At 62.3% G+C, this 25,579-nt stretch carries 25 protein-coding genes; 17 read left to right on the top strand and 8 right to left on the bottom strand.

Annotated features, from left to right (window positions below; translation table 11 throughout):
• Positions 1-124 precede the first annotated feature (124 nt).
• A complete protein-coding gene (locus tag EI969_RS26345) occupies positions 125-703 on the bottom strand; it encodes a DUF2796 domain-containing protein (protein ID WP_160390332.1) in 579 nt (192 codons plus the stop codon).
• Positions 704-838: 135 nt separating this feature from the next.
• Here EI969_RS26345 and EI969_RS26340 point away from each other — a divergent pair, with 135 nt between their 5' ends.
• Complete coding sequence (locus tag EI969_RS26340; RefSeq protein WP_160390331.1) at positions 839-1,177, top strand: hypothetical protein; 339 nt, start codon at positions 839-841, stop codon at positions 1,175-1,177.
• Positions 1,178-1,262: 85 nt separating this feature from the next.
• Here EI969_RS26340 and trxA read toward each other — a convergent pair whose 3' ends face one another.
• Genes trxA through EI969_RS26325 form a run of 3 tightly spaced genes read right to left on the bottom strand, consistent with a single transcriptional unit; the run spans position 1,263 to position 3,292 of the window.
• Positions 1,263-2,135 carry a thioredoxin gene (trxA, locus tag EI969_RS26335; protein WP_160390330.1) on the bottom strand — a complete coding sequence of 291 codons (873 nt, stop codon included), beginning with the start codon at positions 2,133-2,135 and terminating at the stop codon, positions 1,263-1,265.
• 39 nt (positions 2,136-2,174) lie between these two features.
• Positions 2,175-2,831, bottom strand: coding sequence for a methyltransferase (locus tag EI969_RS26330; protein WP_160390329.1), 657 nt, complete (start codon positions 2,829-2,831; stop codon positions 2,175-2,177).
• Positions 2,828-3,292, bottom strand: coding sequence for a YbaY family lipoprotein (locus tag EI969_RS26325; RefSeq protein WP_160390328.1), 465 nt, complete (start codon positions 3,290-3,292; stop codon positions 2,828-2,830). The genes EI969_RS26330 and EI969_RS26325 overlap by 4 nt, the downstream gene beginning before the upstream one ends.
• A gap of 127 nt (positions 3,293-3,419) precedes the next feature.
• Here EI969_RS26325 and nrdR point away from each other — a divergent pair, with 127 nt between their 5' ends.
• From nrdR to EI969_RS26265, 12 genes are all read left to right on the top strand, one after another.
• On the top strand, positions 3,420-3,884 hold the full coding sequence (gene nrdR, locus EI969_RS26320) for a transcriptional regulator NrdR (RefSeq protein ID WP_003228656.1): 465 nt from the start codon (positions 3,420-3,422) through the stop codon (positions 3,882-3,884).
• Positions 3,881-5,014, top strand: a complete 1,134-nt coding sequence (ribD, locus tag EI969_RS26315) for a bifunctional diaminohydroxyphosphoribosylaminopyrimidine deaminase/5-amino-6-(5-phosphoribosylamino)uracil reductase RibD (protein WP_160390327.1) — start codon at positions 3,881-3,883, stop codon at positions 5,012-5,014. Before nrdR ends, ribD begins: the two co-directional genes overlap by 4 nt.
• 46 nt (positions 5,015-5,060) lie before the next feature.
• Positions 5,061-5,726 carry a riboflavin synthase gene (locus tag EI969_RS26310; RefSeq protein WP_160390326.1) on the top strand — a complete coding sequence of 222 codons (666 nt, stop codon included), beginning with the start codon at positions 5,061-5,063 and terminating at the stop codon, positions 5,724-5,726.
• Positions 5,727-5,756: 30 nt separating this feature from the next.
• A complete protein-coding gene (gene ribBA / locus EI969_RS26305; RefSeq protein ID WP_160390325.1) occupies positions 5,757-6,848 on the top strand; it encodes a bifunctional 3,4-dihydroxy-2-butanone-4-phosphate synthase/GTP cyclohydrolase II in 1,092 nt (363 codons plus the stop codon).
• Positions 6,849-6,939: 91 nt separating this feature from the next.
• Positions 6,940-7,416: a 6,7-dimethyl-8-ribityllumazine synthase gene (ribE, locus tag EI969_RS26300; protein ID WP_003228649.1), complete on the top strand. Its 477-nt coding sequence runs from the start codon at positions 6,940-6,942 to the stop codon at positions 7,414-7,416.
• Positions 7,413-7,913 carry a transcription antitermination factor NusB gene (gene nusB / locus EI969_RS26295; RefSeq protein ID WP_160390324.1) on the top strand — a complete coding sequence of 167 codons (501 nt, stop codon included), beginning with the start codon at positions 7,413-7,415 and terminating at the stop codon, positions 7,911-7,913. The genes ribE and nusB overlap by 4 nt, the downstream gene beginning before the upstream one ends.
• Before the next feature lie 18 nt (positions 7,914-7,931).
• Positions 7,932-8,897: a thiamine-phosphate kinase gene (thiL, locus tag EI969_RS26290; RefSeq protein WP_160390323.1), complete on the top strand. Its 966-nt coding sequence runs from the start codon at positions 7,932-7,934 to the stop codon at positions 8,895-8,897.
• On the top strand, positions 8,894-9,397 hold the full coding sequence (locus EI969_RS26285) for a phosphatidylglycerophosphatase A (protein WP_007970166.1): 504 nt from the start codon (positions 8,894-8,896) through the stop codon (positions 9,395-9,397). The genes thiL and EI969_RS26285 overlap by 4 nt, the downstream gene beginning before the upstream one ends.
• 51 nt (positions 9,398-9,448) lie before the next feature.
• The gene (locus EI969_RS26280; RefSeq protein ID WP_160390322.1) at positions 9,449-10,204 is read left to right on the top strand and encodes an ABC transporter substrate-binding protein; all 756 of its coding nucleotides are present in this window, start codon (positions 9,449-9,451) and stop codon (positions 10,202-10,204) included.
• Positions 10,205-10,354: 150 nt separating this feature from the next.
• Positions 10,355-10,972 carry a GTP cyclohydrolase II gene (ribA, locus tag EI969_RS26275; RefSeq protein WP_007970170.1) on the top strand — a complete coding sequence of 206 codons (618 nt, stop codon included), beginning with the start codon at positions 10,355-10,357 and terminating at the stop codon, positions 10,970-10,972.
• Positions 10,969-11,388, top strand: a complete 420-nt coding sequence (locus EI969_RS26270) for an MFS transporter (RefSeq protein ID WP_160390321.1) — start codon at positions 10,969-10,971, stop codon at positions 11,386-11,388. Before ribA ends, EI969_RS26270 begins: the two co-directional genes overlap by 4 nt.
• Entirely contained in the window at positions 11,388-12,188 is an 801-nt protein-coding gene (locus EI969_RS26265) for a cobalamin-binding protein (RefSeq protein WP_160390320.1), read from the top strand. The genes EI969_RS26270 and EI969_RS26265 overlap by 1 nt, the downstream gene beginning before the upstream one ends.
• A 168-nt stretch (positions 12,189-12,356) precedes the next feature.
• On the opposite strand, the gene EI969_RS26260 is transcribed toward EI969_RS26265, so the two are convergent.
• From EI969_RS26260 to EI969_RS26245, 4 genes are all read right to left on the bottom strand, one after another.
• A complete protein-coding gene (locus tag EI969_RS26260) occupies positions 12,357-14,240 on the bottom strand; it encodes a TonB-dependent receptor domain-containing protein (RefSeq protein ID WP_160390319.1) in 1,884 nt (627 codons plus the stop codon).
• A 157-nt stretch (positions 14,241-14,397) separates the two neighbouring features.
• Positions 14,398-16,296 carry a 1-deoxy-D-xylulose-5-phosphate synthase gene (dxs, locus tag EI969_RS26255; protein ID WP_150716019.1) on the bottom strand — a complete coding sequence of 633 codons (1,899 nt, stop codon included), beginning with the start codon at positions 16,294-16,296 and terminating at the stop codon, positions 14,398-14,400.
• A 91-nt stretch (positions 16,297-16,387) separates the two neighbouring features.
• A complete protein-coding gene (gene ispA / locus EI969_RS26250; RefSeq protein WP_160390318.1) occupies positions 16,388-17,275 on the bottom strand; it encodes a (2E,6E)-farnesyl diphosphate synthase in 888 nt (295 codons plus the stop codon).
• Positions 17,272-17,514, bottom strand: a complete 243-nt coding sequence (locus tag EI969_RS26245; RefSeq protein ID WP_056728915.1) for an exodeoxyribonuclease VII small subunit — start codon at positions 17,512-17,514, stop codon at positions 17,272-17,274. Before EI969_RS26245 ends, ispA begins: the two co-directional genes overlap by 4 nt.
• Before the next feature lie 324 nt (positions 17,515-17,838).
• On the opposite strand from EI969_RS26245, the gene EI969_RS26240 reads away from it, so the two are divergent.
• Genes EI969_RS26240 through EI969_RS26225 form a run of 4 tightly spaced genes read left to right on the top strand, consistent with a single transcriptional unit; the run spans position 17,839 to position 25,572 of the window.
• Positions 17,839-18,630 (top strand): YfaP family protein, encoded by a 792-nt coding sequence (locus tag EI969_RS26240; protein WP_160390317.1) that lies wholly within the window; start codon positions 17,839-17,841, stop codon positions 18,628-18,630.
• 38 nt (positions 18,631-18,668) lie between these two features.
• Positions 18,669-20,381, top strand: a complete 1,713-nt coding sequence (locus EI969_RS26235) for a DUF2138 domain-containing protein (RefSeq protein ID WP_160390316.1) — start codon at positions 18,669-18,671, stop codon at positions 20,379-20,381.
• Positions 20,378-21,016 (top strand): DUF1175 family protein, encoded by a 639-nt coding sequence (locus EI969_RS26230; RefSeq protein WP_160390315.1) that lies wholly within the window; start codon positions 20,378-20,380, stop codon positions 21,014-21,016. Before EI969_RS26235 ends, EI969_RS26230 begins: the two co-directional genes overlap by 4 nt.
• Complete coding sequence (locus EI969_RS26225; RefSeq protein WP_160390314.1) at positions 21,013-25,572, top strand: alpha-2-macroglobulin; 4,560 nt, start codon at positions 21,013-21,015, stop codon at positions 25,570-25,572. Before EI969_RS26230 ends, EI969_RS26225 begins: the two co-directional genes overlap by 4 nt.
• Positions 25,573-25,579: the final 7 nt, after the last annotated feature.

Genomic DNA, 25,579 nt, shown 5'->3' with positions numbered 1-25,579 from the left:
ATTTCATGAATGTTGATGACCTGTGTAGGAGCCGGCTTGCTGGCGATGAACGATAACGCGGTTTCATTGACAGACCGCGGCGTGGCGATCGCCAGCAAGCCGGCTCCTACGGAACAGGGTGGATTCAGAATTTGAGGGCTGCAGACTTGGACTTCACTTCAACCCCTTGCTGCCCGCTCGGGCCAATCAGTTGTACCTGAATTTTCTGGGTGGCCGGGAACGAGTTGAAAATGTTCGCCAGGTCCAGGGTCTTCAACGCCGCTGGAGTGGCACAGGTGAACTGGTAGTGGGCGTGGATTTCGCTGTGATCGTGATGATGTTCATCCTTGGCGTCTTCATCGTGGTCATCGTCGGCATCCGGGGCATCGCCGAACAACGGGCTTTCCAGTTCCTGGTTTTCCACCACGCAACCGGCGGCTTTCGGCAGGTTGAACAGGGCCAGCGGTTGCTCGAGCAGAGCACGGGCGGCGGCGACTTTGGCTTTGTCGGCATCGCTGCTGGCGACATGCTCGAAACCCACCAGGTTCATCGCCGGGCTTTCCAGCTCCAGCTCCAGGGTCTTGCCGTCCAGCGCCGCATTCAGGCGTCCGACACCATGTTCGTGGGCGCCGAGGCTGGCATGCTCATGATCGTGTTCGGTGGCGGCATGGGCGACAGTCAACGGCAACATGGCAAACGGCAGGGCGAGAAGCAGACGACGCATGGCGAGTCTCCGAATAGTAAAATGAAGAAAATGTTATGTAATCTTATAACGTAAGTGCGAAGAGTTTGACTGCCTGCTTGGCGTTGCACAAGCCCCATGGGAGCATGCATAGAAGAAATGTGCGGGAGCAGACCTATGTTGCGAATTCGCGGAAGCATCGGCGACTGGCCGGTGGATTTGACCCTGGAGATGGACGACGCGGACTGGGCGCGACTGGGGGCGCAGGTGCAGGTGGAAAAAACCGCAGTCAGCGCCCCGGCGGCGAAACCGCTGAATCAGGATGATGCGCTGTGGCAGATTGCCAGGGATTTACTACGCAAGGCCGGGCAGCTCAGTGGGCCGGACCTGCTCGATCAACTCGAAGGCCTGACCGGCAGTGCGGCGGCGGGCAAGCGCCTGTTGGTGCGCTTGCGCCACAGTCCGGACGTGAAGGTGGAAAGCGGCGCCGATACGCCGATCTACCGCTGGTTGTAGGAGCCGGCTTGCTGGCGATGAACGATGACGCGGTTCACCTGATGGAGCGCGGCGTCTGCATCGCCAGCAAGCCGGCTCCTACAGGTCAGTACAGCGCGGCAAACAACTTGCGGCGGTACGTGGTCACCAGCGGGTGGTCATTGCCCAGCAACTCGAACACCTGCAGCAAGGTCTTGTGCGGCAAGCCTTCGCTGTAGCTGCGGTTGCGGGTGAACAACTTCAGCAAGGCATCCAGCGCGGCATCGTACTGCTGACGGGCCAGTTGCTGGATCGCCAGTTGATAAACCGCTTCATCGTCCTGCGGGTCTTTCGCCAGCCGCGCCTTCAGATCGGCGGCATCCGGCAGGTCCCTGGCCAGGCCGAGAAACTTGATCTGCGCCTTGGCTCCGGCCAGTGCAGCCTTGTGCTCGTCGCTCTTGACCGCATCGAGCACGGCTTGCGCTTCGCCCAGTTCACCGCGCTCGGTCAGGCAACGGGCGTACAGGATCAGTGCCTTGGCGTTGGTGTTGTCTTCACCCAGGATCACTTTGAGCAGCGCTTCGGCATCGGCAAAACGGCTGTCATCGAACAGCGCCTGGGCCTGTTCGAACGGATCGGCGGCGGCCGGTGGCGGCATCTGCACATGGGGTTCGAGCAGGGCGCGCACGGCGGATTCCGGCTGCGCTCCGGCAAAACCATCGACAGGCTGGCCGTCCTTGAACAGCACCACGGTCGGCAGGCTGCGAATACCGAAGCGGGCGACGATGTCTTGTTCGAGGTCGCAATTGACCTTGGCCAACAGCAATTCGCCCTGATAGCTCTCGGCAATGCTCTGCAACATCGGCATCAGCACTTTGCAGGGCGCGCACCATTCGGCCCAGAAATCCACCAGCACCGGTTTGTGGAAAGAGTTCTCGATCACCGACTGGTCGAAATCGGCAGTCGTGGCGTCGAAGATGTACGGCGTTTCCTGACTCATGGGCAATCTCGTAAAAGCGTGAATAGGGCAACTATACGGTCAGGCGCGGGCAGCGTGGTAGAGGCTCACATGCCGAAACTCGTGGGGCTCGGCCAGATCCGGCAGCGTCATGGCTTCGAGCATTTCGATGCGTTGGTACAACGGATGACGGAAGTCCCGCACTCGGGAATCCGCGACCAGCGCCTCTCGGCCGCGGCTGAGGAACTGGTCGAGCAGCGGCAGGTTCGCCCGGTCGTACAGCACGTCCGCCACCAGAATCAGATCGAAGCGATCGGCCTCGGCGAAAAAATCCGTCGAGTAGTTGAGCTCTACGTCATTGAGTTCGGCATTGGCCCGACACGCGGCAATCGCCAGCGGGTCGAGGTCGCAGGCCAGCACTTCGAGCGCCCCGGCCTTCGCCGCGGCAATGCCCGCCACGCCGGAACCGGCACCGAAATCCAGTACCCGCTTGCCATCGACCCAATGCGGGTTGGCGGCCAGATAGCGGGCCACGGCCAGGCCACTGGCCCAGCAGAAACTCCAGTACGGCGGCTCATGCAGGATGCGCCGGGTTTCTTCCGGGCTGAAGGCGCGGTCCATCTTGTCGCCGTCGATCAGCCACAGCTTTAAATCTGTTTCCGGCAACGGGCAGGCCACCAGTTGCGCATCACCCAGCAGGTCAGCCAAGGCCCGTTGCAGGTCGAGCGGTGCACTCATGGGGCTTTGACGAATTGCAGTTGGCCAAGGGCCTGGGTGGTCGGCTGGGTAATCTGCTGCGATGGCAGGTGCAGGATCAACTGGCCGGACTGGCTGGCGCGACCGCGCAGTTCAACGCGGGCCCCGGCCGGGAAGGATTCCGGATTGAAGCGCAGGTGAAACGGCAGCACCTGGTTGTTGCCGATCAGGCTGGAACTGGCGAGCAATTGTTGCGGGCGGTCTTTTTCGTCGATCACCAGCAATGCCAGTTCGACTTCAGCGCCGGCCGGCACGCCTTGCAGGGTGCCGCTCAATTCGCGCTGATACGCAGGCAGCGGGCCAAGGTCGGCGGCCTCCCGGGCCTTCTTCTGCGCTTGCTGCGGCGCCGGGCCAGGCGTTGGCGGCTGGGGCTTGGGTGCATCGCTGCCGCAAGCCACCAGCAGGCTGAAAACACTGAGCAAAATGAGCGGACGTAACGACATTGGTGGCTCCATAAAGCTGAATTCCATGGATCAAGTGATCATCCCGTCTGTATACCGCAAACCCTATGGCTTGTCTTGCCACCGGGATGCGCTACCATGGCCCTCCCTTTTTTTGTTGCCTGCCACCATGCACTGTCCCTTCTGCGGTGCCAACGACACCAAGGTCATCGACTCGCGTCTGGTCGCCGAGGGCGAACAGGTGCGCCGCCGGCGTGAATGCCTGGCCTGCGGCGAGCGCTTCACGACGTTCGAGACGGCTGAACTGGTGTTGCCGCGCCTGATCAAAACCGACGGCAGTCGCCAGCCGTTCGACGAAGAAAAACTCCGCGCCGGCATGCAGCGCGCGCTGGAAAAGCGCCCGGTGAGTGTCGAGCGTCTCGAGTCGTCGCTGGTGCACATCAAACACAAACTGCGCGCCACCGGCGAGCGCGAGGTCAAATCCCTCGTGGTCGGCGAACTGGTGATGGCCGAGCTGCAGAAGCTCGATGAAGTCGCCTACATCCGCTTCGCTTCGGTATATCGCCGCTTCCAGGACCTCAACGAGTTCCGCGAAGAGATCGATCGCCTGGCCCGTGAACCGGTGAAAGAATGACCACGCCCGCAGAACAAGCCATCCTCGATGCTCATTTCATGGCCCGTGCCCTGGAACTGGCGCGCAAGGGGCATTACACGACGCACCCCAATCCGCGGGTCGGTTGCGTGATCGTGCAGGGCGGGCAGATTGTCGGCGAAGGCTGGCACGAGCGCGCCGGCGAGCCTCACGCTGAAGTCCACGCTCTGCGTGCCGCCGGTGAACTGGCCCGGGGCGCCACCGCTTACGTGACCCTTGAACCTTGCAGCCACCACGGCCGCACACCGCCTTGCGCCGATGCACTGGTCAACGCCGGTGTGGCCCGGGTGGTCGCGGCGATGCAGGACCCGAACCCGGAAGTTGCCGGTCGCGGTCTGCAACGCCTGGCCCAGGCCGGTATCGCCAGCGAAAGCGGCGTGCTGGAAGGCGAAGCGCGCAAGCTTAATCAAGGCTTTCTGAAGCGCATGGAACACGGCTTGCCGTTCGTGCGGGTCAAGCTGGCCATGAGCCTGGACGGGCGCACGGCGATGGAAAGCGGCGAAAGCCAGTGGATCACCGGCCCGGCGGCGCGCTCGGCCGTCCAGCGTCTGCGCGCGCAAGCCAGTGTGGTACTGACCGGCGCCGATACGGTGCTGGCGGACAACGCGCGGCTGACCGTGCGCGCTGATGAACTGGGCCTGGATGCCGGGCAAACGGCCCTGGCCATGAGCCGCCCGCCGCTGCGGGTGCTGGTCGACGGCCGCCTGCGGGTGCCGCTGGATGCGCCATTCTTCAAGGCTGGCCCGGCGCTGGTCGCCACCTGCGTGGCAGTGGAAGAGCAGTACGCCAACGGCCCGGAGTGCCTGATCGTGCCGGGCTACGATGGCCAGGTCGATCTGCATCAACTGCTGGTCGAACTCGCCGCCCGCGGCGTCAACGAGGTGTTGGTCGAGGCCGGCCCGCGCCTGGCCGGTGCGTTTGCCCAGCTCGGGCTGGTGGACGAGTTCCAGATATTCATCGCCGGCAAGTTCCTGGGCTCCTCGGCGCGGCCGCTGCTGGACTGGCCGCTCGCGCAAATGAAGGATGCGCCGGAACTCAAAATCACCGAAATTCGTGCAATTGGCGATGACTGGCGGGTCACTGCCATTCCTTTGCCAGCAGCAAGCGTATAATTTCCGGCCACGCTACAGCGTTGGCTTAGTTCTCGAGGAGAACCTCATGTTTACCGGCATCATCGAATCCATCGGCAGTATTCGTGCATTGACCCCAAAGGGCGGTGATGTGCGGGTTCACGTAGAAACCGGCAAGCTCGACCTGAGCGACGTCAAGCTGGGCGACAGCATCGCGGTCAACGGCGTGTGCCTGACCGCTGTTGAATTGCCGGGCAACGGTTTCGCCGCCGACGTCAGTCGCGAAACCCTCGACTGCACCGCCATGAACGACCTGAAAAGCGGCAGCCCGGTCAATCTGGAAAAAGCCCTGACCCCGACCACTCGCCTCGGCGGGCATCTGGTCAGCGGTCATGTCGATGGCGTGGGCGAAGTGGTTGCCCGCACCGAGAACGCACGTGCCGTGGAATTCCGTATCCGCGCACCGAAAGAACTGGCCAGGTACATCGCCCATAAAGGCTCGATCACCGTCGACGGCACCAGCCTGACCGTGAACGCAGTCGATGGCGCCGAGTTCCTGCTGACCGTCATTCCGCACACTCTGAGCGAAACCATCATGGCGTCGTATCAGCCGGGTCGCCGGGTGAACCTGGAAGTGGACTTGCTGGCCCGTTACCTGGAGCGCCTGCTGTTGGGCGACAAGGCCGCAGAGCCGACTGCCGGCAGCACCATCACCGAAAGCTTTCTGGCCCAAAACGGCTACCTCAAATCCTGAAGCTCAAATTTCGCAAAAAGGGGGTGCCTTGTGGCGCTCAATAGCATCGAAGAACTGGTTGAAGACATCCGCCAAGGCAAGATGGTCATCCTCATGGATGACGAAGACCGCGAGAACGAAGGCGACCTGATCATGGCCGCAGAGTGCTGCAAGCCCGAGCACATCAACTTCATGGCCAAGCACGCCCGTGGCCTGATCTGCATGCCGATGAGCCGCGAGCGTTGCGAACTGCTCAAGTTGCCGTTGATGGCGCCGCGCAACGGTTCCGGTTTCGGTACCAAGTTCACCGTCTCGATCGAAGCGGCCACCGGTGTGACCACCGGCATCTCCGCCGCCGACCGCGCGCGTACCGTGCAAGCGGCGGCCGCCCGTGATGCCAAGGCCGAAGACATCGTCAGCCCGGGCCACATCTTCCCGCTGATGGCCCAGGCCGGCGGTACCCTGGCCCGTGCCGGCCACACCGAAGCTGCCTGCGACCTGGCGCGCATGGCCGGTTTCGAGCCGAGCGGTGTGATCTGCGAAGTGATGAACGACGACGGCACCATGTCCCGTCGCGCCGAGCTGGAAGCCTTTGCCGCCGAACACGACATCAAGATCGGCACCATCGCCGACCTGATTCACTACCGGATGATCCACGAACGTACCGTTCAGCGGATTGCCGAGCAGCCGCTGGACAGCGAACTGGGCCAATTCAACCTGGTGACCTATCGTGATTCCGTGGAAGGCGACGTGCACATGGCACTGACCCTGGGCAATGTCTGCGCCGAAGAACCGACCCTGGTTCGCGTGCACAACATGGACCCGCTGCGCGACCTGCTGATGGTCAAGCAGCCAGGCCGCTGGAGCCTGCGCGCCGCCATGGCTGCGGTTGCCGAGGCTGGCAGTGGCGTGGTGCTGCTGCTCGGTCACCCGCTGGATGGCGACGTGTTGCTGGCGCATATCCGCGAAACCGCCGACCACACAGCCGTGAAAAAACCGACCACCTACAGCATTGTCGGTGCCGGTTCGCAGATCCTGCGTGACCTCGGTGTGCGCAAAATGCGCCTGATGTCGGCACCGATGAAGTTTAATGCGATATCCGGTTTCGATCTGGAAGTTGTAGAATACGTGCCCTCCGAATAATGACCGGTTGTCCCCGGCCTTGAATTCGCGGTTCAAATATCACTGAGGGACGCGTACGAGACGCGTCCCGGCTCTTTAAGAGATCTAACGAATGACCCTGAAGACCATCGAAGGTACCTTCATCGCCCCTAAAGGCCGCTACGCTCTGGTAGTGGGCCGTTTCAACAGCTTCGTCGTTGAAAGCCTGGTCAGCGGTGCAGTTGATGCCCTGGTTCGCCATGGCGTGAGCGAAAGCGACATCACCATCATCCGTGCGCCTGGCGCCTTCGAAATCCCGCTGGTTGCGCAGAAAGTCGCTCAGAAGGGCGAGTTCGCGGCAATCATCGCCCTGGGCGCGGTCATTCGTGGCGGTACTCCGCACTTCGAATACGTGGCTGGCGAATGCACCAAGGGCCTGGCCCAGGTGTCCATGGAGTTCGGCGTTCCGGTCGCTTTCGGCGTCCTGACCGTTGATTCCATCGAGCAAGCCATCGAACGTTCCGGCACCAAGGCCGGCAACAAAGGTGCTGAAGCTGCCCTGTCCGCTCTGGAAATGGTCAGCCTGCTGGCGCAGTTGGAGGCCAAGTGATTAGCGACGAAAGCGATCGTTTCAACCCGCGCGATCCAAAGCCTGCGGATGCCGGCAAGCCATCGAAAAGCGTCAAGCGTCGCGAAGCCCGTCAGCTCGCGACCCAGGCGCTGTACCAATGGCACATGGCCAAGCAATCGCTGAACGAAATCGAAGCGCAGTTCCGGGTCGATAACGATTTCAGCGATGTCGATGGCGCGTACTTTCGCGAAATCCTGCACGGGGTTCCGCAGTTCAAGAGCGAAATCGATACCGCCCTCACGCCTTGCCTCGATCTGACCATCGAAGAGCTCGACCCGGTTGAACTGGCGGTTCTGCGCCTGTCCACCTGGGAACTGCTCAAGCGCGTCGACGTGCCGTACCGCGTTGTGATCAACGAAGGTATCGAACTGGCCAAGGTCTTCGGTTCCACCGACGGCCACAAGTTCGTCAACGGTGTGCTCGACAAACTGGCGCCACGTCTGCGTGAAGCTGAAGTGAAGGCGTTCAAGCGCTAACCAGCGCTTGAAACTGCGATGGGCGAGTTTGAGCTGATCCGCAATTTCTTCGCCGCCGCGCCTTGTGCGCAGGGCGGCGAAGGCGTTGCCCTCGGGATTGGCGATGACTGCGCCTTGCTGGCGGTTCCCCCTGGGGAGCAGTTGGCGATTTCTACCGATACGCTGGTGGCCGGTGTGCATTTCGCCGACCCCTGCGATCCGTTTCTGCTCGGTCAGCGCTCGCTGGCCGTGGCCGTCAGCGATCTGGCCGCCATGGGCGCCACCCCGATTGCCTTTACCCTTGCCCTGACCTTGCCGACGGTGACCGCCGATTGGCTGCAAGCCTACGCCCGTGGTTTGAACCAGATGGCGCAAAGCTGTGGCGTGGCGCTGGTGGGCGGCGACACCACCCGGGGGCCATTGAGCCTGACCATGACCGTGTTCGGTCGCGTACCGAGTGGCCTGGCGTTGACCCGCAGCGGCGCACGGCCGGGCGATCTGCTGTGCGTCGGTGGCGAGTTGGGCAATGCCGCCGGTGCCTTGCCCTTGGTGCTCGGTCAGCGCACGGCCGACGCGAGCATTGCCGAGCCGTTGCTGGCGCATTACTGGTCGCCGCAACCGCAGCTCGGCCTGGGTCAGGCGCTGCGGGGCAAGGCCACTTCGGCGATGGATATCTCCGACGGCCTGCTGGCCGATTGCGGGCATATCGCGCTGGCCTCGAAGGTCGCCATCGAAGTCGAACGGGAGCGTTTGCCGCTGTCGCAGAGCCTGGTCGACTTTCTCGGCCGATCGCAGGCACAGGTCGCGGCCCTGAGTGGCGGCGACGATTACGTCCTGGCCTTCACCCTACCGTCCGTCGAGTTGCCGCTGTTGCTGGCCGATGGCTGGCCGATCCATGTGATTGGGCGGGTGGTAGCGGGGCAAGGTGTGACGCTGCTGGACGCCGATGGCAAAGACATCACCCCGCAAACCCGGGGTTATCAACATTTTCGGGAGTCACCGTGACAGATCATCCCAAACAGGTCCCGGCGGAATTCGTACCGCCGTCGGTCTGGCGCAATCCATGGCATTTCCTGGCGTTCGGCTTCGGCTCGGGCACCTTGCCAAAGGCGCCCGGCACTTGGGGGTCGTTGGTTGCGCTACCCTTTATCCCGTTGTGGCAGATGCTGCCCGACTGGGGATACTGGCTGATGCTGGGCATCACCATGCTGTTCGGTTTCTGGCTGTGCGGCAAAGTGGCCGACGATTTGCGGGTACACGACCATGAAGGCATCGTCTGGGACGAGATGGTCGGGATGTGGATCACCCTGTGGCTGGTGCCGGAAGGTTGGCAGTGGTTGCTGGCGGGTTTCTTGATGTTCCGCTTCTTCGATATCCTCAAGCCGTGGCCGATTCGCTGGATTGACCGGCACGTACATGGTGGTGTCGGCATCATGCTCGATGATGTCCTGGCAGGAGTTTTCGCCTGGTTGGCGATGCAGGGGCTGGTTTGGTTTTTCGCCTGAACGGGGTTTCCAGGTGTTGACCAGCACAACTGTTAATCGAGGGAAGCAGGGATGGTTCTACGTGGATTGATGGTGATGGCGTTCTCGATGTTTTGCTCCTTTGCCCAGGCGGGAGGAGGGAGTGCCACGCCGCCGTCGGTGATTCATCTGGCCAGTGAAGACTGGGAAGACTACACCGCCGCCGACGGTCATGGACTGGGCTGGGACGTGCTGCGACAGGTGTTCGAGCCGGCGGGCGTCAAGGTCGACATCCGCACCGAGCCCTACCTGCGTTCGCTGGGCCTTGCCGAGCGGGGTGAAGTCGATGCCTGCGTCGGTTCCTATCGCGACGAGTCAGAGGGTGTGCTTTATCCCCACTGGAACTTCGACACCGATCACATCTATGCCCTGGGCCTGGCGAGCAGTCCGGTGCCGACCCCGGAAACCCTGGGCAATTATCGACTGGCCTGGGTCCGCGGCTACGATTATCAGGATTACCTGCCCAATGTGCGCCACTTTGACGAGGTGTTGCGGCGTACCGGCATCGTGTCGATGCTGACCCACAACCGCGCCGACTTTTACATCGATGCGCAGACCGAAGTCGATTACGTGCGCAACCGTGCCAAAGATCCTTCACAGTTGCGCAGCACCCATATCGCCGAGCTGCCGCTGTACCTGTGCTTTGCCAAAACGTCGAAGGCGCGTAGCCTGATGACCCTGTTCGATCAGCGCATGGAGCAGTTGGTCAAAAGCGGCGAGTTGAAACCGATCTTCGAACGCTGGAAACAGCCGTATCCGTTTGATTCGAATGCTTCCCGGATCCAATGACCGACACAGAACCTTGTGGGAGCGTCTTCAGGGCGAATATCAAACTATTTGATAGTTATCGCCGATAATTCAGCCTAAGCGTCGCTTGGAACCTGCTGTTACAATGCCGGCTCTGCGAATCTTCAGAACTTTTAGATCAGGAGCACACCGGTGCCTGTCGTTTTTGTCGCCGCTTCCAAGCTGCCAACGCCTTTTGCGCAATTCACCATGCATGGCTTTCTCGATGAAGGCACTGGCCGCGAGCACGTTGTGCTGAGCCTGGGTGAGTTCGACGACGGTGCCCCGGTACTCGGCCGGTTGCACTCCGAATGCCTGACGGGCGACGCCCTGTTCAGCCAGCGTTGCGACTGCGGCTCGCAACTGGAGGCCGCTTTGCAGGCCATCGCCCGTGAAGGTCGTGGCGTACTGCTGTACTTGCGTCAGGAAGGTCGTGGCATTGGCCTGCTGAACAAGATCCGCGCCTATGAGTTGCAGGACGGTGGCGCCGATACCGTCGAAGCCAACGAGCGCCTGGGCTTTGCCGCCGACCAGCGTGACTACGCCATGTGCCTGCCGATGCTGGAGCACCTGGGCGTGAAGTCCTTGCGCCTGATGACCAACAACCCACGCAAGGTCAAAGCCTTGACCGACATGGGTATCGCGGTCGCCGAACGCGTGCCGCTGCATACCGGCCACAACCCGCACAACCGACTCTACCTGGCAACCAAGGCCAGCAAACTCGACCACATGATGGGCAATGAACATCAGGGCGAGGTAGACCGGGCGTGACCCGCGGTCAGGTTCGGCGGCGACTGTCCGTCAGTTGGTGGCAATACCTGGCCCTGGCCCTGTTGCCGCTGTTTGTGATCAACGCGGTGTTCGGCCAGAGCGAAGCCATCCTGCCGGTTCTGGCGATGCCGTTGTTCATCGCCGGGGTCGCCTCGATGTTTGTCAGCCTGAAGTTTTTCGGCGCCTACAAACACGCACTGATCGCCACCCAGAAAGCCCTCGATACCGCTGAAGAACCTGGCGCGTGGATCAGCCTGGCGGCGAAACGTCGTGCGGCGTTCCTGGCCGCCGGCCTGCCGGCGTGGATCGGTGCCCTGGCGGTGTTCGTCGGTCTTGAAGCCGTGCCGTTGATGTTGCTGGCGCTGTCGACCGCCGTGCTGTTCTACCTCTACCGTATTCCGCGTCAACTCGGTTGATGCGCGCGCTCTGGCTGGCGGTTTTGCTGCTGGCCGCCAGCCCCTCGGCCATCGCGGTCGAGCGAGTTGTCAGCCTGGCACCGTCGCTCTCGGAAATAGTCGTCGAACTGGGTTCCGCCGATCTCCTGGTCGGTGTGCTGGACGCCGGTGAGCGGCCTGCAGAACTCAACGGATTGCCCTCCGTTGGCCGTTATGGCCAGTTGGACATGGAGCGACTGCTCAGCCTGAAGCCCGATCTGTTGCTGCTATGGCCCGGCAGCGTCGGCCCGGCCCAGCGCGACCAGCTCAAGCGCCTGAACATTCCCACCTACGTCGTCGAACCCCATAGCCTGGGCCAGCTCACCGCGCAGATCGAGGTCATTGCCGCTCAACTCGGGCGACCTGAACGCGGGATTGCATTGGCCAGCGATCTGCGTCGACGACTGGACGAACTGCGCCAACGCTATCGACGGGACGAACCGCTACGAGTGTTCTATCAGGTCTGGGATCGGCCGCTGTACACCGTCGGCGGTGAGCAGATCATCAGCGATGCGCTGCAGGTTTGCGGTGCGCAAAACGTGTTTGCCGACCTGAAACCGCCGGCACCGCAAGTCAGCGTGGAAGCCGTGTTGCAGCGTAATCCCGAGGTGATTCTGGCCAGCGATCAGGCGCAGCTCGATGCGTGGAAAGCCTGGCCGCAGGTGGCGGCGGTGGAGCAAGGGCAATTGCGTCTGGTAACGGACAAAGGCCTGGAGCGGCCGAGCGGGCAGATGATCGAGGCCACTGCCAAGCTGTGCCGGTTGATCGCGCCCGATCGCTGACCTGTGGCGAGGGGGCTTGCCCCCGTTGGGCTGCGAAGCGGCCCCAAAAAACAAGCACTGCGATCTTTCTGATTGATCCGCTCAGCAGTGATTGCGACTGCTGCGCAGTCGAACGGGACGGTGCGGCGATCCGCCAAGCCCCCTCGCCACAAATGATCGAGTGGGGCTTTAGATCCCCGGCGTCCAGGTCACCCCGAACATCCACGCCCGACCTTCTTCGCGATACCCGTACTGGCTGCCCTGGTAGCTGTACAGCGTCCGGCTGTAACCCTTGTCCAGCAGGTTATCGACCTTCAGGTCCAGCCTGACTTCACGATTGAGCTGCCAACTGCTACGTAACCCCAGCAACGCATAGCCCCCCAACGGCTGTTGATTGTTCAGGTCGTCGTAGCTGCTGCTGATGGCTTGCCAACTGGCGCCGAGGCCCAGGCGATCGAACTGTCGATCCAGGTCCCAGCTCAGGGTACGCCGTGCACGACGGGCCAGGGTGTGGCCCGAGTCACGGTCGCGCGGGTCGATGATCGCCACGCCGAGATTACTCTGCCAGTCGAACAGTTCTTGCTTGAGTGTCGCTTCGAAACCGTTGATCCGCGCCGAGGCAACGTTTTCGGGGCGTGAGTTGCTGCTTAAGATGATCGCGTCTTCAAGGTCGGTGCGATACAGCGACGTCTCCAGGCGGCTGCTCTCGGTCAATTGACTGCGCCATTGCAGCTCGTAGCTTTTCGAGGTTTCAGGCTTCAGGTCCGGGTTGCTGAAGTCCGGGTAATACAGATCGTTGAACGTCGGTGCGCGGAAGCCTTCGCTGTAGGTCAGCAGCACTTCGTTGTCCGGGTTCAGCGGCAGGGTGAAGGTGCCGCTCCAGGTGTTCTGGCTGCCGAACTGCTGGTTGTCGTCGTGGCGCAGGCCCAGTTCCGTGGAAAAGCTGTCGGCCTGATAGCGATGCTGGATGAATGCGGCGCGGTTCCAGCGGCTGTCTTCGTCGAACGCCGTGGTGCTGTTGATCCGGTCCTCGTACCAGTCGCCCCCCAGCATCAGGCTGTTGCGCTCGTTGAGCGTCAGGTCGTTCTGCCAGGTCACCGAGTCGCGGTAGGTGTTGAACACCGCGCGTTCATCGCTGAGCTTGTCGAGGGTCTTCTCGCGGTTTTCGCTGTGGCCGAAATCAATGCGGGTTTTCCAGAGATCGTTGACCCGTGCATCGACATGGCTACTGACGCTGCTCACATCGAATTCGCTGTAGGGCTGTTGCTGGACCGACTCGAACGTATTCATGTCGAAGCGGCCGAACGGGTTGTCGAACTCGCTCTTGCCGCGGTTATCCAGCACGTTGGCGCCGATCTCGATGTCATCGCTCAAGGCGTGGCTCAGGCTCAGGCTGAGCGACTTGTTGCGGTATTCGTCATGGTCGCCGTCGCTGGGGTATGACTCGTGGGTACGATCGATCCCGGCGGTTTCATCGAGGCTGGCGCCGAGGTTGAAGCGGGTTCGCTCATCACCACCGGACAGGCCAAGGCTGCGCTCCCAGGTTTGGTTGCTGCCAAAGCCCGTGTGCAGTCGAGGTTGCAGACCCTGCTCGCCGCCACGACGGGTGAAGATCTGGATCACCCCGCCAATCGCATCGCTGCCGTAAATCACCGAACGGGAGCCGCGCAGCACTTCCACGCGCTCGACCTGCTCGATGTTGATGTGTTGCAGGTTGCTGTCACCGGAGGTCGAGCTGCCGATGCGCTGGCCGTCCACCAGCACCAGGCTCTGGGCCGACTGGGTGCCGCGGATGTACACCCCCGGAAGACTGCCGCGTCCGCCGGTCTGCGAAACCTGCACGCCCGGCACCCGGCGCAGCAGGTCGGTGACGCTATCGGGTTGCAGGCGATCGATGTCTTCGCGGGTGAACACGGTATTGGCGGCGCTGCTGTCGTTGCGCGCCTCCACCTGGCGGTTGGCGCTGATCAGCACGTCGGGCAGCTTCAGGGCCTGGTCGCGCTCGAAGGTGTCGGCGAGGGCATGGGTGGTGGGCAGCAGGAATAGGGGGAGGGCGAGGCGGGAGAACTTCATGGGTAGTCCGATGGTGCTTTGAGGCGAATACAATTTTGAGAGGCCCACAAAACACTGTGGGAGCGGGCTTGCCCGCGAAGGCGTCGGCACACTCAACATTGATGTTGGATGTGCCGGCCTCTTCGCGGGCAAGCCCGCTCCCACAGGGATAGTGTGTTTAGCGGTTGAGCAGTTGCAGGCGTTCGCGGATCGAGGCCTCGATCCCGGCTTCATCCAGCCCACACTCGGCCAGCATTTGCGCAGGTTTGGCGTGTTCGACGTAAATGTCCGGCAAGCCGAGGTGCAACATCGACTTGAGGATGTTTTCGCGGGCGAGGAATTCGCTGACCGCGCCACCGGCGCCGCCCATGATCGCGTTTTCCTCGACAGTGACCAACAGCTCATGACTGCCGGCGATTTCGCGAACCAGTGCTTCATCCAGCGGTTTGACGAAACGCATGTCGACCACGGTTGCATCCAGCGTCTCGGCGACTTTCAGCGCTTCGGCTAGTTGCACGCCGAACACCAGCAAGGCGACTTTGCTGCCCTGGCGGCGAACTACGCCCTTGCCGATCTCGATCGGCTCGAGGTCTTTCTCGATGGTCGCGTTCGGGCCGTTGCCGCGTGGGTAACGCACCGCCGCCGGACCTTCATACAGGTGACCGGTGGTAAGCATTTTGCGCAGCTCGTTTTCATCGCTCGGGGTCATCACCAGCATGCCGGGGATGCAGCGCAGGTACGAAAGATCGAAACTGCCGGCGTGGGTCGGACCGTCTTCGCCCACCAGGCCTGCGCGGTCGATGGCGAACAGTACGTCGAGGTTCTGCACCGCGACGTCATGCACCAACTGGTCATAACCGCGCTGCAGGAAGGTCGAATAAATCGCCACCACGGGTTTGGCGCCTTCGCAGGCCATGCCGGCCGCGAGGGTGACGGCGTGCTGCTCGGCAATGGCCACGTCGAAGTAACGCAGCGGGAACCGTTCGCTGAAAGCGACCAGGTCCGAGCCTTCCTTCATCGCCGGGGTAATCCCGACCAGGCGCGGATCGGCAGCCGCCATGTCGCACAGCCATTCGCCGAACACACCGGAATATTTCGGCCCGCTGGCCTTTTTCGGCGCGGCAGCCGGGGCGTCCAGCGGTTCGAGTTTGGTGATGGCGTGGTAACCGATCGGGTCGACTTCCGCCGGGGCGAAGCCTTTGCCTTTCTTGGTGACGATGTGCAGGAACTGCGGACCTTTCAGGTCGCGCATGTTGCGCAGCGTGGCAATCAGGGTTGGCAGGTCGTGGCCATCGATCGGGCCGATGTAGTTCCAGCCCAGCTCTTCGAACAGCGTGCCGGGAACCAGCATGCCTTTTGCGTATTCTTCGGTACGACGGGCGATTTCCCAGGCACCGGGCAGGCGCGACAGGACCTTTTTGCTGCCTTCGCGCATGCTTGCGTAGGTGCGACTGGAAAGGATCTTCGCCAGATAGTTCGACAGGCCGCCGACGTTGCGCGAGATCGACATGTCGTTGTCGTTGAGGATCACCAGCATGTTGGCGTCCACTTCCGGCGCATGGTTGAGCGCCTCGAACGCCATGCCCGCGGTCAACGCGCCGTCGCCGATCACCGCGATGGCCTTGCGGTCACTGTTCTGCAGGCGGGCGGCGATCGCCATGCCCAGCGCGGCACTGATCGAGGTGCTGGAGTGGCCGACGCCAAAGGTGTCGTACTCGCTCTCGGAGCGGCGCGGGAAGGCTGCGATGCCGTCCTTCTGGCGCAGGGTGCCCATGCGCTCGCGACGACCGGTGAGGATCTTGTGCGGATAAGCCTGATGACCCACGTCCCACACCAGCCGGTCGTCCGGGGTGTCGAAGACGTAATGCAGCGCGATGGTCAGCTCGATCACGCCCAGGCCTGCACCGAAATGCCCACCGGTCTGGCCGACCGTGTAGAGCAATTCCAGGCGCAACTCATCGGCCAGGGTTTCCAGCTCGGCTTCGCCTAACCGGCGCAGGCCGTCCGGCGTGTTCGCGCGGTCGAGCAGGGGCGTGGTCGGGCGCTTGCGGGGAATCTCATGAAACGTCGTGGGCATCAGGCGAATCGTTATAGGTATAAAAGATGCGGCAGTTTACCTGATGCATCGTCCCCTGCCCACGCGTTGGTCCTTTTTGGCGGATTCGCCGTCAGCTGCGGCGATCGACGATATACCGGGCCAGATCACGCAATGGCTCGGCCGCCGCGTCAAACGGTCGCAGCGCGTGCAGGGCCTGGTCGCGCAGCTCCAAGGCATAGGCCTTGGCGGCGTCGAGGCCGAGCAGGGCCGGGTAGGTCGGTTTGTCCCGGGCAATGTCGGCGCCCTGGCGTTTGCCCAGGGTTGCGGTATCGCTTTCGACGTCGAGAATGTCGTCCTGCACCTGGAAGGCCAGGCCGATGGCCTGTGCATAAGCCTGCAGGGATTTCAGCTCGTCTTTCTCGGCTCGGCCACTGGCCAGGGCGCCGAGCTTGACGCTGGCTTCGATCAGCGCACCGGTCTTGTGCCGGTGCATGTACTCCAGGGCTTTCTGGTCAAGCTTGAGGCCGACCGAGCCGAGGTCGATGGCCTGGCCGCCGACCATGCCCGCCGGGCCTGCCGCCAGTGCCAGGGCGCCGACCATTTGCAGGCGGATTTCGGCATCCGGGGCGCTCAGGCGCGGATCGAGCAGGGCGCTGAAGGCCAGGCTCTGCAAACCGTCGCCGGCAAGGATCGCGCAGGCTTCATCGAATTTCTTGTGGGTGGTCGGCTGGCCACGGCGCAGATCGTCATCGTCCATCGCCGGCAAGTCGTCATGCACCAGCGAATAGGCGTGGATCAGTTCTACCGCACAGGCCGCGCCGTTGGCTTGTTCAGGCTGGCCACCCAAGGCTTCGCACGCGGCGTAGGCCAGCAGTGGACGCACGCGTTTGCCGCCGTTCATCACGCTGTAGCGCATGGCCTCGTACAACCGCGCCAGCTCCGGGCCGGGTGCCGTGAACAGGGTTTCCAGAGCCGCATTGACGCGGGCCTGGCTGGTCGCCGAGTACGCTGCAATCATTCTGGCTGGTCCGCTTCGAAGGGTTCCTCGGCCAACTCGCCATCACGCTCGAGCAGCACCTGAACCTTTTGCTCGGCCTGGGCCAGCGCCGCCTGGCAATCGCGGGTCAGACCGATGCCTTGCTCGAAAGCGGCCAGCGAGTCCTCCAGCGACAATTCGCCATTCTCCAGACGCTCCACCAGCGTTTGCAGGTCGGCGAGGGACTGTTCGAAATCCAGTGCAGCTTTTTTGCGGGCCATGGCGGCGATTTCCGGTTGACGTTAAACCGGCGCGACACTAGCAGATAGGGGGTTCATGGGCAAATGAGCGGGGTGGCGTCTATGGATTATTCGGCTCATTTCGTGAGCCGAATAACATCGCTATTCGGCTCACCGTCCACCCGTTACCGAGACTGCTGCAGCAATTTCGGATTCGTCCGATTGTTAAAAAACACCCAACTGGCTAACCTTCGCGCCATCTACGACCCGACAGTCACGGGTCTTTCAGACGAAACGCAGTATTCACACCTGTAACGCGCTCAGGATCAGGCGCAAGGTTTCGTCATGCATGGCAGGAGGCGTCGCATGCGCTCATTTCTTTTGCTGCTGACCGGGCTGGTTTTCGCGCCTGTGATGCTGGCCGCGCCGAATGCCGAGCTGTCGGAGCCGGTGGGTGGCTGGCGTTACAACGGTCTGCTGGACCGGAGCGAAAACCCGCAAGTCGCCTATCCCACACCGCCGATTGATCGGGGTGTGCAGCGCAATCGCACGATGATCGAAGGCCAACTGAAGGCCTTGGGCACCCAGCGTGGGCCGCACACCCTGGCAGTCAACGGCAATCCGCTGAATCTCTATACCGACGAGCAAGGGCGTTTTGCCCGGCCCTATGCCTTTGGTGCCGGTTCCAACAGCGTGGAAATCCGCAGCGCCCAAGGCCAGTCGCTCAAGCGCGTTCAATTCTATGAAGCCAACAACCTGCGCACTCCGGCGAAGATTCGCGTGGTGCTGGGGTGGGATGACCCGAAGGCCGAACTCGATCTGCACATCGTCACGCCCGATGGCCAGCATGCCTTCTGGTCGCGCCCGGCCTTGACCAATGGCGGCGGCCTCGACCCTGACGGCGTCGATGGCCCGGGGCCGGAAATGTTCACCATGACCGCCCCCCTGCGTGGCACCTATCTGGTTTACGTGAACTATTGGGGCAACTTTGGCAGCGGCGGCTATAACTTCGATGAGACCAGCAACCAGAACGAGGTGATTACCTCGCAGATCAACCTGGTGCTCAACGAAAACACCGTCGATGAAAAACGCGAGACCTTCATCGTGCCCCTGCGCGCAATCGGCGACCTGCTGCTGGTCAAGACTTTCAACTACTAAGCATCCCGCTCCACGGATGAAATTCGGGTTTTGTGAACATGAGTGATAACACTGTTACTCCAGCCGCTGGCGCAGCGCCGGCCAAAGCTTCATTGCATTGGCCGACGCTGCTGATCGGGTTATGCCTGGTCGCGGCCGTGGCCGGCGGCATGGGGTGGTTCATGCACAAGCCCAAGGCCCCGGCGCCTGCGTTGGCCAGTGACAAACTGGGCATGAGTCGCCCGGATGGCCTGCTGGAAACCCATTCCCTGAGCCAGTTGCCCAAGGACTTGTTGGCAGTGCCGTTCCTCAAGGAAACCCTGACCGAAGATTTCGTCTTCTATTACGAAACCCACGCCGATCGCCTGGGCTTGATCGGCAGCCTGCGGCGGATCATCTACGAACATGACCTGAAACTGCAGGACAGCTTGATCGAGCAGTTATTCGATCAGCCTGCCGACGTGGCGTTGTGGCGCGGTGCGGATGGCCGGCTCAAGGATTTTCTGCTGGTGATGGATCGCGGCGGGCTGGCCAAGGTGCTGGAACCGCTGGCCAAAGTGGCGCTGGACGACTCGCAGCTGAGCAAGGTGGCTGACGTGAAGGTCGGCAGCGACGACGTGGCGCTCTATCAACTCAATTACAACGCCAGCAAGGCGCTGCTGTTCGCATCCCATGGCGACAAGCTGGTGGTGCTGTCCAATCCGGTGAAACTCTACGATCCACAAAACGGTGCAACGCAAGAACCGGGCGGCGTGTCGACCACGGCCATTGCCGCGTTGCTCAACGGCGAAAAACTGTTTCCCGAAGCCTTCGGCCTGCCGCCTCGCCCGCCGGAGGTGAAGCAGCGCCTGTCGGTGAATGCCAGCGTGCTGGCCATGGGTTACCAGCGTTTTATCCCGAACTTCGCCGGGCTGCGTTTCGATATGGATGACAAGGGCTGGCACAGCTTCCTGGCCATGGATGAACTGGAAAGTCAGCCGGACTTCGATTTCAAGCCGATCTGGCAAGCCATGCCCATGGGGGCCAGTGCTTGCGTGGCGTTGCCGCTGGCGGCCGAACAACAGAAACCGCTGCTGGTGAAACTCGGTGCGCAGGAGCAGGTGGCCCAGGCGTTGACCGAGCACATGGCCGGCGCGGCGGGCCTGTGCTGGTATGCCGATTCACGCCTGTACACCCCCTTGCTGGTGGCCAGCCTGAACGATGACGACACCGGCAAGCTCGATGGGGATCTGGGCAGCCTGTTCGGCTCGATGGTCGGTGCCCACGAGGGCAACGTCGAGGAAGGTGCCTTCCCGGTGGTGGAAAACCAGGCAGGGCAGAGCCACCAGTGGCAACGCCAGGTCAGCTCCAATTTCGGTCCTTATGCGGCCAAGGAGGCGTCAGACCCTGACGCCATCACCGGCAAGGCGTTCATGAAGGTCAGCCTCGCGCGCCATGGCTCGACGCTGCTGTTTTCCCTCGACGACAAGCTGGTGGACAAGGCCCTCGGCACCCTCGACAAGCGCTTCCCACCGATGGCCGACGTGGTGCCCAAAGACCTGCTGATGCCGATTTATTTCGGCCCCGATTCCATGGCGCAACTGATGCAGCAGGAAACCCTCGACAGCCTGCCCCAGGACATGGAGCCGGTGTTCTACAACGCCGCGCAAACCTATCTGATCCCGAAACTGCGCAAGCTTGGCGGTTACGGCAAATACGCCCTGACCTTGCCCGAAGGCACCGAGCCAGACGGCCACTGGCAGTGGCTGCCGCTGGAGTGGAAAGCGCTGTGACGGCATTGATCCGCAGTCTTGGCCTGCTGGCGCTGTTGCTGAGCGCGGGCGCCCGCGCTGTCGAGGCACCTTCGCTCGACCCACAGCAATCCCAGGTGTTCCGCGCCTGGTTCGTGCGCATCGCCCAAGAGCAACTGAGCCAGGGCCCGAGCCCGCGCTGGTATCAGCAGGACTGCGCGGGACTGGTGCGTTTCGCCGCCAACGAAGCGCTGAAAGTCCATGACGACAAATGGCTGCGCAGCAATGGCCTGACCAATCGTTACCTGCCGCCGGAGCTGCAATTGAGCGATGCCCAGCGTGGTCTCGCCCGGCAATGGCAGCAGGGCGCAGGCAAGGTCGGGCCGTACGTCAACGCAATCAAATTGATCCAGTTCAACAGCCACCTGGTCAGTCGCGACGTGTCACAGGCGCGCCCCGGCGACCTGATGTTTTTCGATCAGGGCGACGACCAGCACCTGATGATCTGGATGGGCCGTTACATCGCCTACCACACCGGCACCAGCACCCCCACCGACAACGGCATGCGTTCGGCAAGCCTGCAGCAACTCATGACATGGAAGGACACCCGATGGATACCCGACGCAGCCAACCCCAACTTCATCGGCCTCTATCGACTGAATTTTCTCTCCCAATGACCGGTGCCCGCATGCTGCGTTTTCTGCCTCTGCTGTTGTTGCTGGTGCTGCCATTTTCAGTGGTCAACGCCGAAGACACGGTCGCACCGAGCGGCTATACGCCGGTAGCCGGCGAGAGTTTTTTCCTGCTGGCCGACAGCAGTTTTGCCAGCGATGAACAGGCGATGGTCCGACTCGAAGCGCCGGGCCGCGACTATCGCCGGTTTCGCATGGAACCCTACGGCGGCGCCGACATTCGCGTGTACCGCATCGACAAACCGCTGGATTTTCTCAAACGCCAGAAGAACCTGCATCGGGTGGTCAGCGATGGCCAGTTCAAGGGTGAAGGCCTGTCCAACACGCTCGCGTACCTGTGGGACAACTGGTACCGCAAATCCCGTCGGGTGATGCAGCGGGCGTTTTCCTACGAGTCGCGTAAACAAGTCACCGAGGAAGTGCCGGAACTGAAGATGGGCAATGCGATGGCCGCGCCAACGCCCTACGATGCGCAGCCGCAATTCGCGCTGATACCGGGCTTGCCGGTGGTCAGCCAGTTCCGCTATCCGTTGTGGCAGGCCAAGCCGATCCAGCCACCAGCCGGGGTGAACCTGGCCGGGTCTTCCAGCGAGTTCGTCAGCGTCGCGCCGGGCAACGTGTACATCCCGTTGGGCAATCTCAAACCGGGCCTGTATCTGGTGGAAGCGCTGATCGGCAAGTACCGCGCGACCACCATGGTGTTCGTCTCCAACACCGTGGCGGTGAGCAAGATCGCCGGTGACGAATTGCTGGTGTGGGCTGCGCGCAAACACGAAGGCAGTTCGGTGCCGAAGGTCAATGTGCTGTGGACCGATGGCCTCGGCGTGATGAGCAGCGGCGCCACCGATACCGACGGCTTGCTGCGCCTGAAACACGTCAGCCCCGAACGTTCGTTCGTGATCGGCGAGGACGAAGAGGGCGGGGTGTTCGTCTCCGAGAATTTCTACTACGACAGTGAAATCTACGACACCAAACTCTATGCCTTCACCGACCGGCCGCTGTATCGACCGGGGGATTGGGTGTCACTGAAAATCGTCGGCCGTGAATTCAAGAATGCCCGGGACTCGGTGCAGCCAAGTGCAGCCGATGTCAACGTGACCGTGCTGGATGCGACCGGTACGGCGCTGCAATCCCTCGATCTGAAACTCGATTCCAAGGCTGGCACCCAGGGCCGATTCCAGCTGCCCGATAACGCCGTGGCCGGTGGATATGAACTGCGTTTCAACTACAAGGATCAGGCCTACAGCAGCGCCTTCCGGGTGGCTGAGTACATCAAGCCGCACTTCGAGATTTCGCTCAATCTGGCCAAGCAGGATTACCGTACCGGCGAACCGGTCAAGGGCAACCTGGTGCTGCTGTACCCGGACGGCAAGCCGGTGGCCAATGCGAAGTTGAGCCTGAGCCTGCGTGCCCAGCAGCTGTCGATGGTCGACAACGAACTGCAATACCTCGGGCAATTTCCGGTGGAGCTGACCAGCACCGAATTGACCACCGATGCCAAGGGCAATGCGTCCCTTGACTTGCCGGCAGCGGACAAGCCGAGTCGCTACATGCTCACGGTGTTTGCCAGCGACGGTGCAGCCTATCGCGTGAAAACCACCAAGGAAATCCTCATCGACCGTGGCGCGGCGAATTTCCGCTTGAGCGCGCCTCAACGTTTCAGCGCGGTGGGTGACAAGGTTGCCTTCAGCTACACCCGTGAGGGCGAGCAGGCCCAAGCCGTTTCGCCCGGCAGTTACGCCTGGGTGCGCCTGGAAGACCAGAGCACCGGCGAAGGCAAGCTCGCGGCAACCGACAAGGGCTTCACCCTGGCCTTCGACCGGCCGGGCACCTACAACCTGACGCTCAAGGATGATCATGGCCGGGTGGTTGGCGCCACCGGCCATTCGGTAACCGGTGAAGGTGTCAAAGCCGTACCCGGTACCGTGGAAATCGTCCTCGACAAACCCGAGTACATTGCTGGCGATGAAGCGCTGGCGCTGATCACTTTCCCGGAACCCGTGAGCGATGCGCTGCTGTCCCTGGAGCGCGACAAGGTCGAAGCGACTGCGCTGCTGTCCAGGGGCGGCGACTGGCTGAAAATGGAAAAGCTCAGCGATACCCAGTACCGCGCGCGCATCCCGGTGAAGGACGGTTTCGCGCCGAACCTGACCTTCTCGGTGCTGTACACCAAGGGCGGCCAATACAGTTTCCAGAACGCCGGCATCAAGGTAGTCACGCCACAGATCGACGTTGTGATCGCCACCGACAAAGAAAACTATCAACCGGGTGAAACCGTCTCGGTGGACCTGACCACCCGGTTCGCCGGCAAAGCGATTCCCGCGCACCTGACGGTCAGCGTGGTCGATGAAATGGTCTACGTGCTGCAACCGGAAGTCGCGCCAAGCATCGACCAGTTTTTCTATCACCCACGGCGCAACAACGTGCGCACCAGCGCCAGTTTGTCGTTCATCAGCTATGACGTCGCCTTGCCAGGCAGCCCCGGTGCGCCGGGCAAGGCCAATCGCAGTGAACGCGGGGTGAAGGTGCTGGAGCGGCCGCGTCGTGAGGATGTCGACACGGCAGCCTGGCAACCGGAATTGCTGAGCGATGCCAACGGCAAAACCCGCTTCACCTTCAAGATGCCGGACTCCCTGACCCGCTGGCGCATCACCGCCAGGGCCATCGCCGATGACGGTCAGGTCGGGCAGAAGAAGCAATTCGTACGCTCGGAAAAACCGCTGTACCTGAAGTGGAGCGGTCCGACTCGATTCCGCGCTGGCGACAAACCGGACCTCGGCGTGTTCGCTTTCAACCAGGCCGAGAAACCGCTCAAGGCCGAACTGGTGACCCATTACGCCGGCAACGAACAGCGCGTACCTGTGACCCTCAACAGCGGCATCAACTACCTCCCGTTGCCGGCCTTTGAACTGGCCAATGGCGAGTGGAGCGCCGAACTGGTGCAGGACGGCAAAACCGCTGACGCGTTGACGGTGCGCCTGAGCGCCAGCGGGGAAGGGTGGCAGGTGACGCAGTCGCAGAGTCTTGATGTGGCCGAGGGCGATACGCCGCTGACGTTGCCGGCAGACGCCAGTGATATCCGCCTGCGCCTGGATGACAGTCCGCAAGCGTTGTTCCGTTCGGCTCTCGACGACCTGTTGAGCTACCCCTACGGTGGCGTCGAGCAGACCGCCAGTCGTCTGTTGCCGTTGAGCATTGCTTACCCGACGCTGGCGGCGAATCCGCAGATCCGCGATCGCCTGCGCCTGATCATGCAAAACAGTCGCCTGCGCCTGGTGCAAATGGCCGGTCCTTCGGCGAGTTTCACCTGGTGGGGCATGGACGGCGAGCCGGATGCATTTCTCACCGCCTACGCCTATTACGCCGACTGGCACGCCAGCCAAGTGCTGGAACTGAGCCTGCCGCCGGAGCATTGGCAGCGGGTGCTGGAGGTCTACGCCAAGCAGGCGAAGAACACGCCGCTGCTGCAGCGGGCGCTGATCCTGTCGTTCGCCAGGCAGATGCAGTTGCCGGTCAACACCTTGCTCAGCGGCTTGATGGACGACCTGGCGAAAGCGGGCGAGGGCACGGCGGCGAACCTGATGGAAGGCGGCGAAGACAGCCTGGTCATGAGCGATCCGGATTCAACCTTGGGGCTGGCGGCCGCACGCGTGCTGACGGCATCGCTGGCCAGGCAAGTGAAGGTCGCGTTGCCGGATGCGTTCAATCGGCAACTGAGCGATGCGCAGCAGCGCCTGGCGGTCAGTTCCCAGCCGTTTGCCGAAGCGCTGAACCTGTCGCTGCAACCCATCGATCAGGCTCACGCCCAGGCCTTGCTGCAACGTCTGTTGCCGCAGCAATCGACCCTGGAACGTGCATTGGCGTTGACCTGGCTGCAACGCAGCATCGAGCAGGCATCGCCCACCATTGCATTGGCGCCGGGTGAAGGCTGGAAGAAGCAGTACGGGGTGTCTGGTGAGATGTACTGGACGTGGCAGGGGCCTGCGCCAGTGCCGGCGGTATTGACCCTGGCCGGTGCGCAAGAGCGTCCGCTGCGCGCGGCATTGAGCTATCGCAGCCAGCAGCCGGCGGTCGATCCGATGGCTGTGACCATCACCCGTCGCCTGTCGCGACTGGTGCCGGGGGACGAGGCCTTCACCTTCAAACTCGAAGCGGTCGGCAACGCCCCGTTGTCCAGCGACAACCTCTATCTCGATGAAGTGATCGTCACCAGCAAAGCCACCAAACCGTTGCGCTACGGCCTGCTGGAAGTGCCGTTGCCACCGGGCGCCGATGTCGAGCGCACGACCTGGGGCATCAAGCTCATGGGCAAGGACGGTACCGAGCCGACGGCGCTGGAGAAGGCGCGTTTCGAGCCGGGGCAAATGGCTTATGCCGTTCCGGTCGATGCCTTGAGTGGCGAATTGCGCTTGCGGCACTTGGTGCGTTTCTCGCAGAAGGGCCAGTTCAACTTGCCGCCGGTGCGTTTCACTCAGGTCTATGCGCCGCAACATCAGGCCATGGAGCAAAAGGCAGCCCTCGGCCAGGTCACGGTTCACTGACGTGCAC

Source organism: Pseudomonas sp. PB101, assembly GCF_009764265.1.
In the GTDB taxonomy this organism is placed as follows: Bacteria; Pseudomonadota; Gammaproteobacteria; order Pseudomonadales; family Pseudomonadaceae; genus Aquipseudomonas.
The sequence above is the reverse complement of the archived record's forward strand: the minus strand, read 5'-3'. Positions and strand labels throughout refer to the sequence as shown.

Bases quoted from the DNA above. Each gene is read 5' to 3' on its own strand.
- EI969_RS26345 (WP_160390332.1), bottom strand. From the start codon at position 703: ATGCGTCGTCTGCTTCTCGCCCTGCCGTTTGCCATGTTGCCGTTGACT.
- EI969_RS26325 (WP_160390328.1), bottom strand. From the start codon at position 3,292: ATGTCGTTACGTCCGCTCATTTTGCTCAGTGTTTTCAGCCTGCTGGTG.
- thiL (WP_160390323.1), top strand. From the start codon at position 7,932: ATGGGCGAGTTTGAGCTGATCCGCAATTTCTTCGCCGCCGCGCCTTGT.
- EI969_RS26235 (WP_160390316.1), top strand. From the start codon at position 18,669: ATGAGTGATAACACTGTTACTCCAGCCGCTGGCGCAGCGCCGGCCAAA.
- EI969_RS26310 (WP_160390326.1), top strand. From the start codon at position 5,061: ATGTTTACCGGCATCATCGAATCCATCGGCAGTATTCGTGCATTGACC.
- EI969_RS26330 (WP_160390329.1), bottom strand. From the start codon at position 2,831: ATGAGTGCACCGCTCGACCTGCAACGGGCCTTGGCTGACCTGCTGGGT.
- ribD (WP_160390327.1), top strand. From the start codon at position 3,881: ATGACCACGCCCGCAGAACAAGCCATCCTCGATGCTCATTTCATGGCC.
- EI969_RS26260 (WP_160390319.1), bottom strand. From the start codon at position 14,240: ATGAAGTTCTCCCGCCTCGCCCTCCCCCTATTCCTGCTGCCCACCACC.
- EI969_RS26280 (WP_160390322.1), top strand. From the start codon at position 9,449: ATGGTTCTACGTGGATTGATGGTGATGGCGTTCTCGATGTTTTGCTCC.
- dxs (WP_150716019.1), bottom strand. From the start codon at position 16,296: ATGCCCACGACGTTTCATGAGATTCCCCGCAAGCGCCCGACCACGCCC.
- EI969_RS26225 (WP_160390314.1), top strand. From the start codon at position 21,013: ATGACCGGTGCCCGCATGCTGCGTTTTCTGCCTCTGCTGTTGTTGCTG.
- trxA (WP_160390330.1), bottom strand. From the start codon at position 2,135: ATGAGTCAGGAAACGCCGTACATCTTCGACGCCACGACTGCCGATTTC.
- EI969_RS26245 (WP_056728915.1), bottom strand. From the start codon at position 17,514: ATGGCCCGCAAAAAAGCTGCACTGGATTTCGAACAGTCCCTCGCCGAC.
- EI969_RS26340 (WP_160390331.1), top strand. From the start codon at position 839: ATGTTGCGAATTCGCGGAAGCATCGGCGACTGGCCGGTGGATTTGACC.
- EI969_RS26265 (WP_160390320.1), top strand. From the start codon at position 11,388: ATGCGCGCGCTCTGGCTGGCGGTTTTGCTGCTGGCCGCCAGCCCCTCG.
- ribE (WP_003228649.1), top strand. From the start codon at position 6,940: ATGACCCTGAAGACCATCGAAGGTACCTTCATCGCCCCTAAAGGCCGC.
- EI969_RS26240 (WP_160390317.1), top strand. From the start codon at position 17,839: ATGCGCTCATTTCTTTTGCTGCTGACCGGGCTGGTTTTCGCGCCTGTG.
- nrdR (WP_003228656.1), top strand. From the start codon at position 3,420: ATGCACTGTCCCTTCTGCGGTGCCAACGACACCAAGGTCATCGACTCG.
- ispA (WP_160390318.1), bottom strand. From the start codon at position 17,275: ATGATTGCAGCGTACTCGGCGACCAGCCAGGCCCGCGTCAATGCGGCT.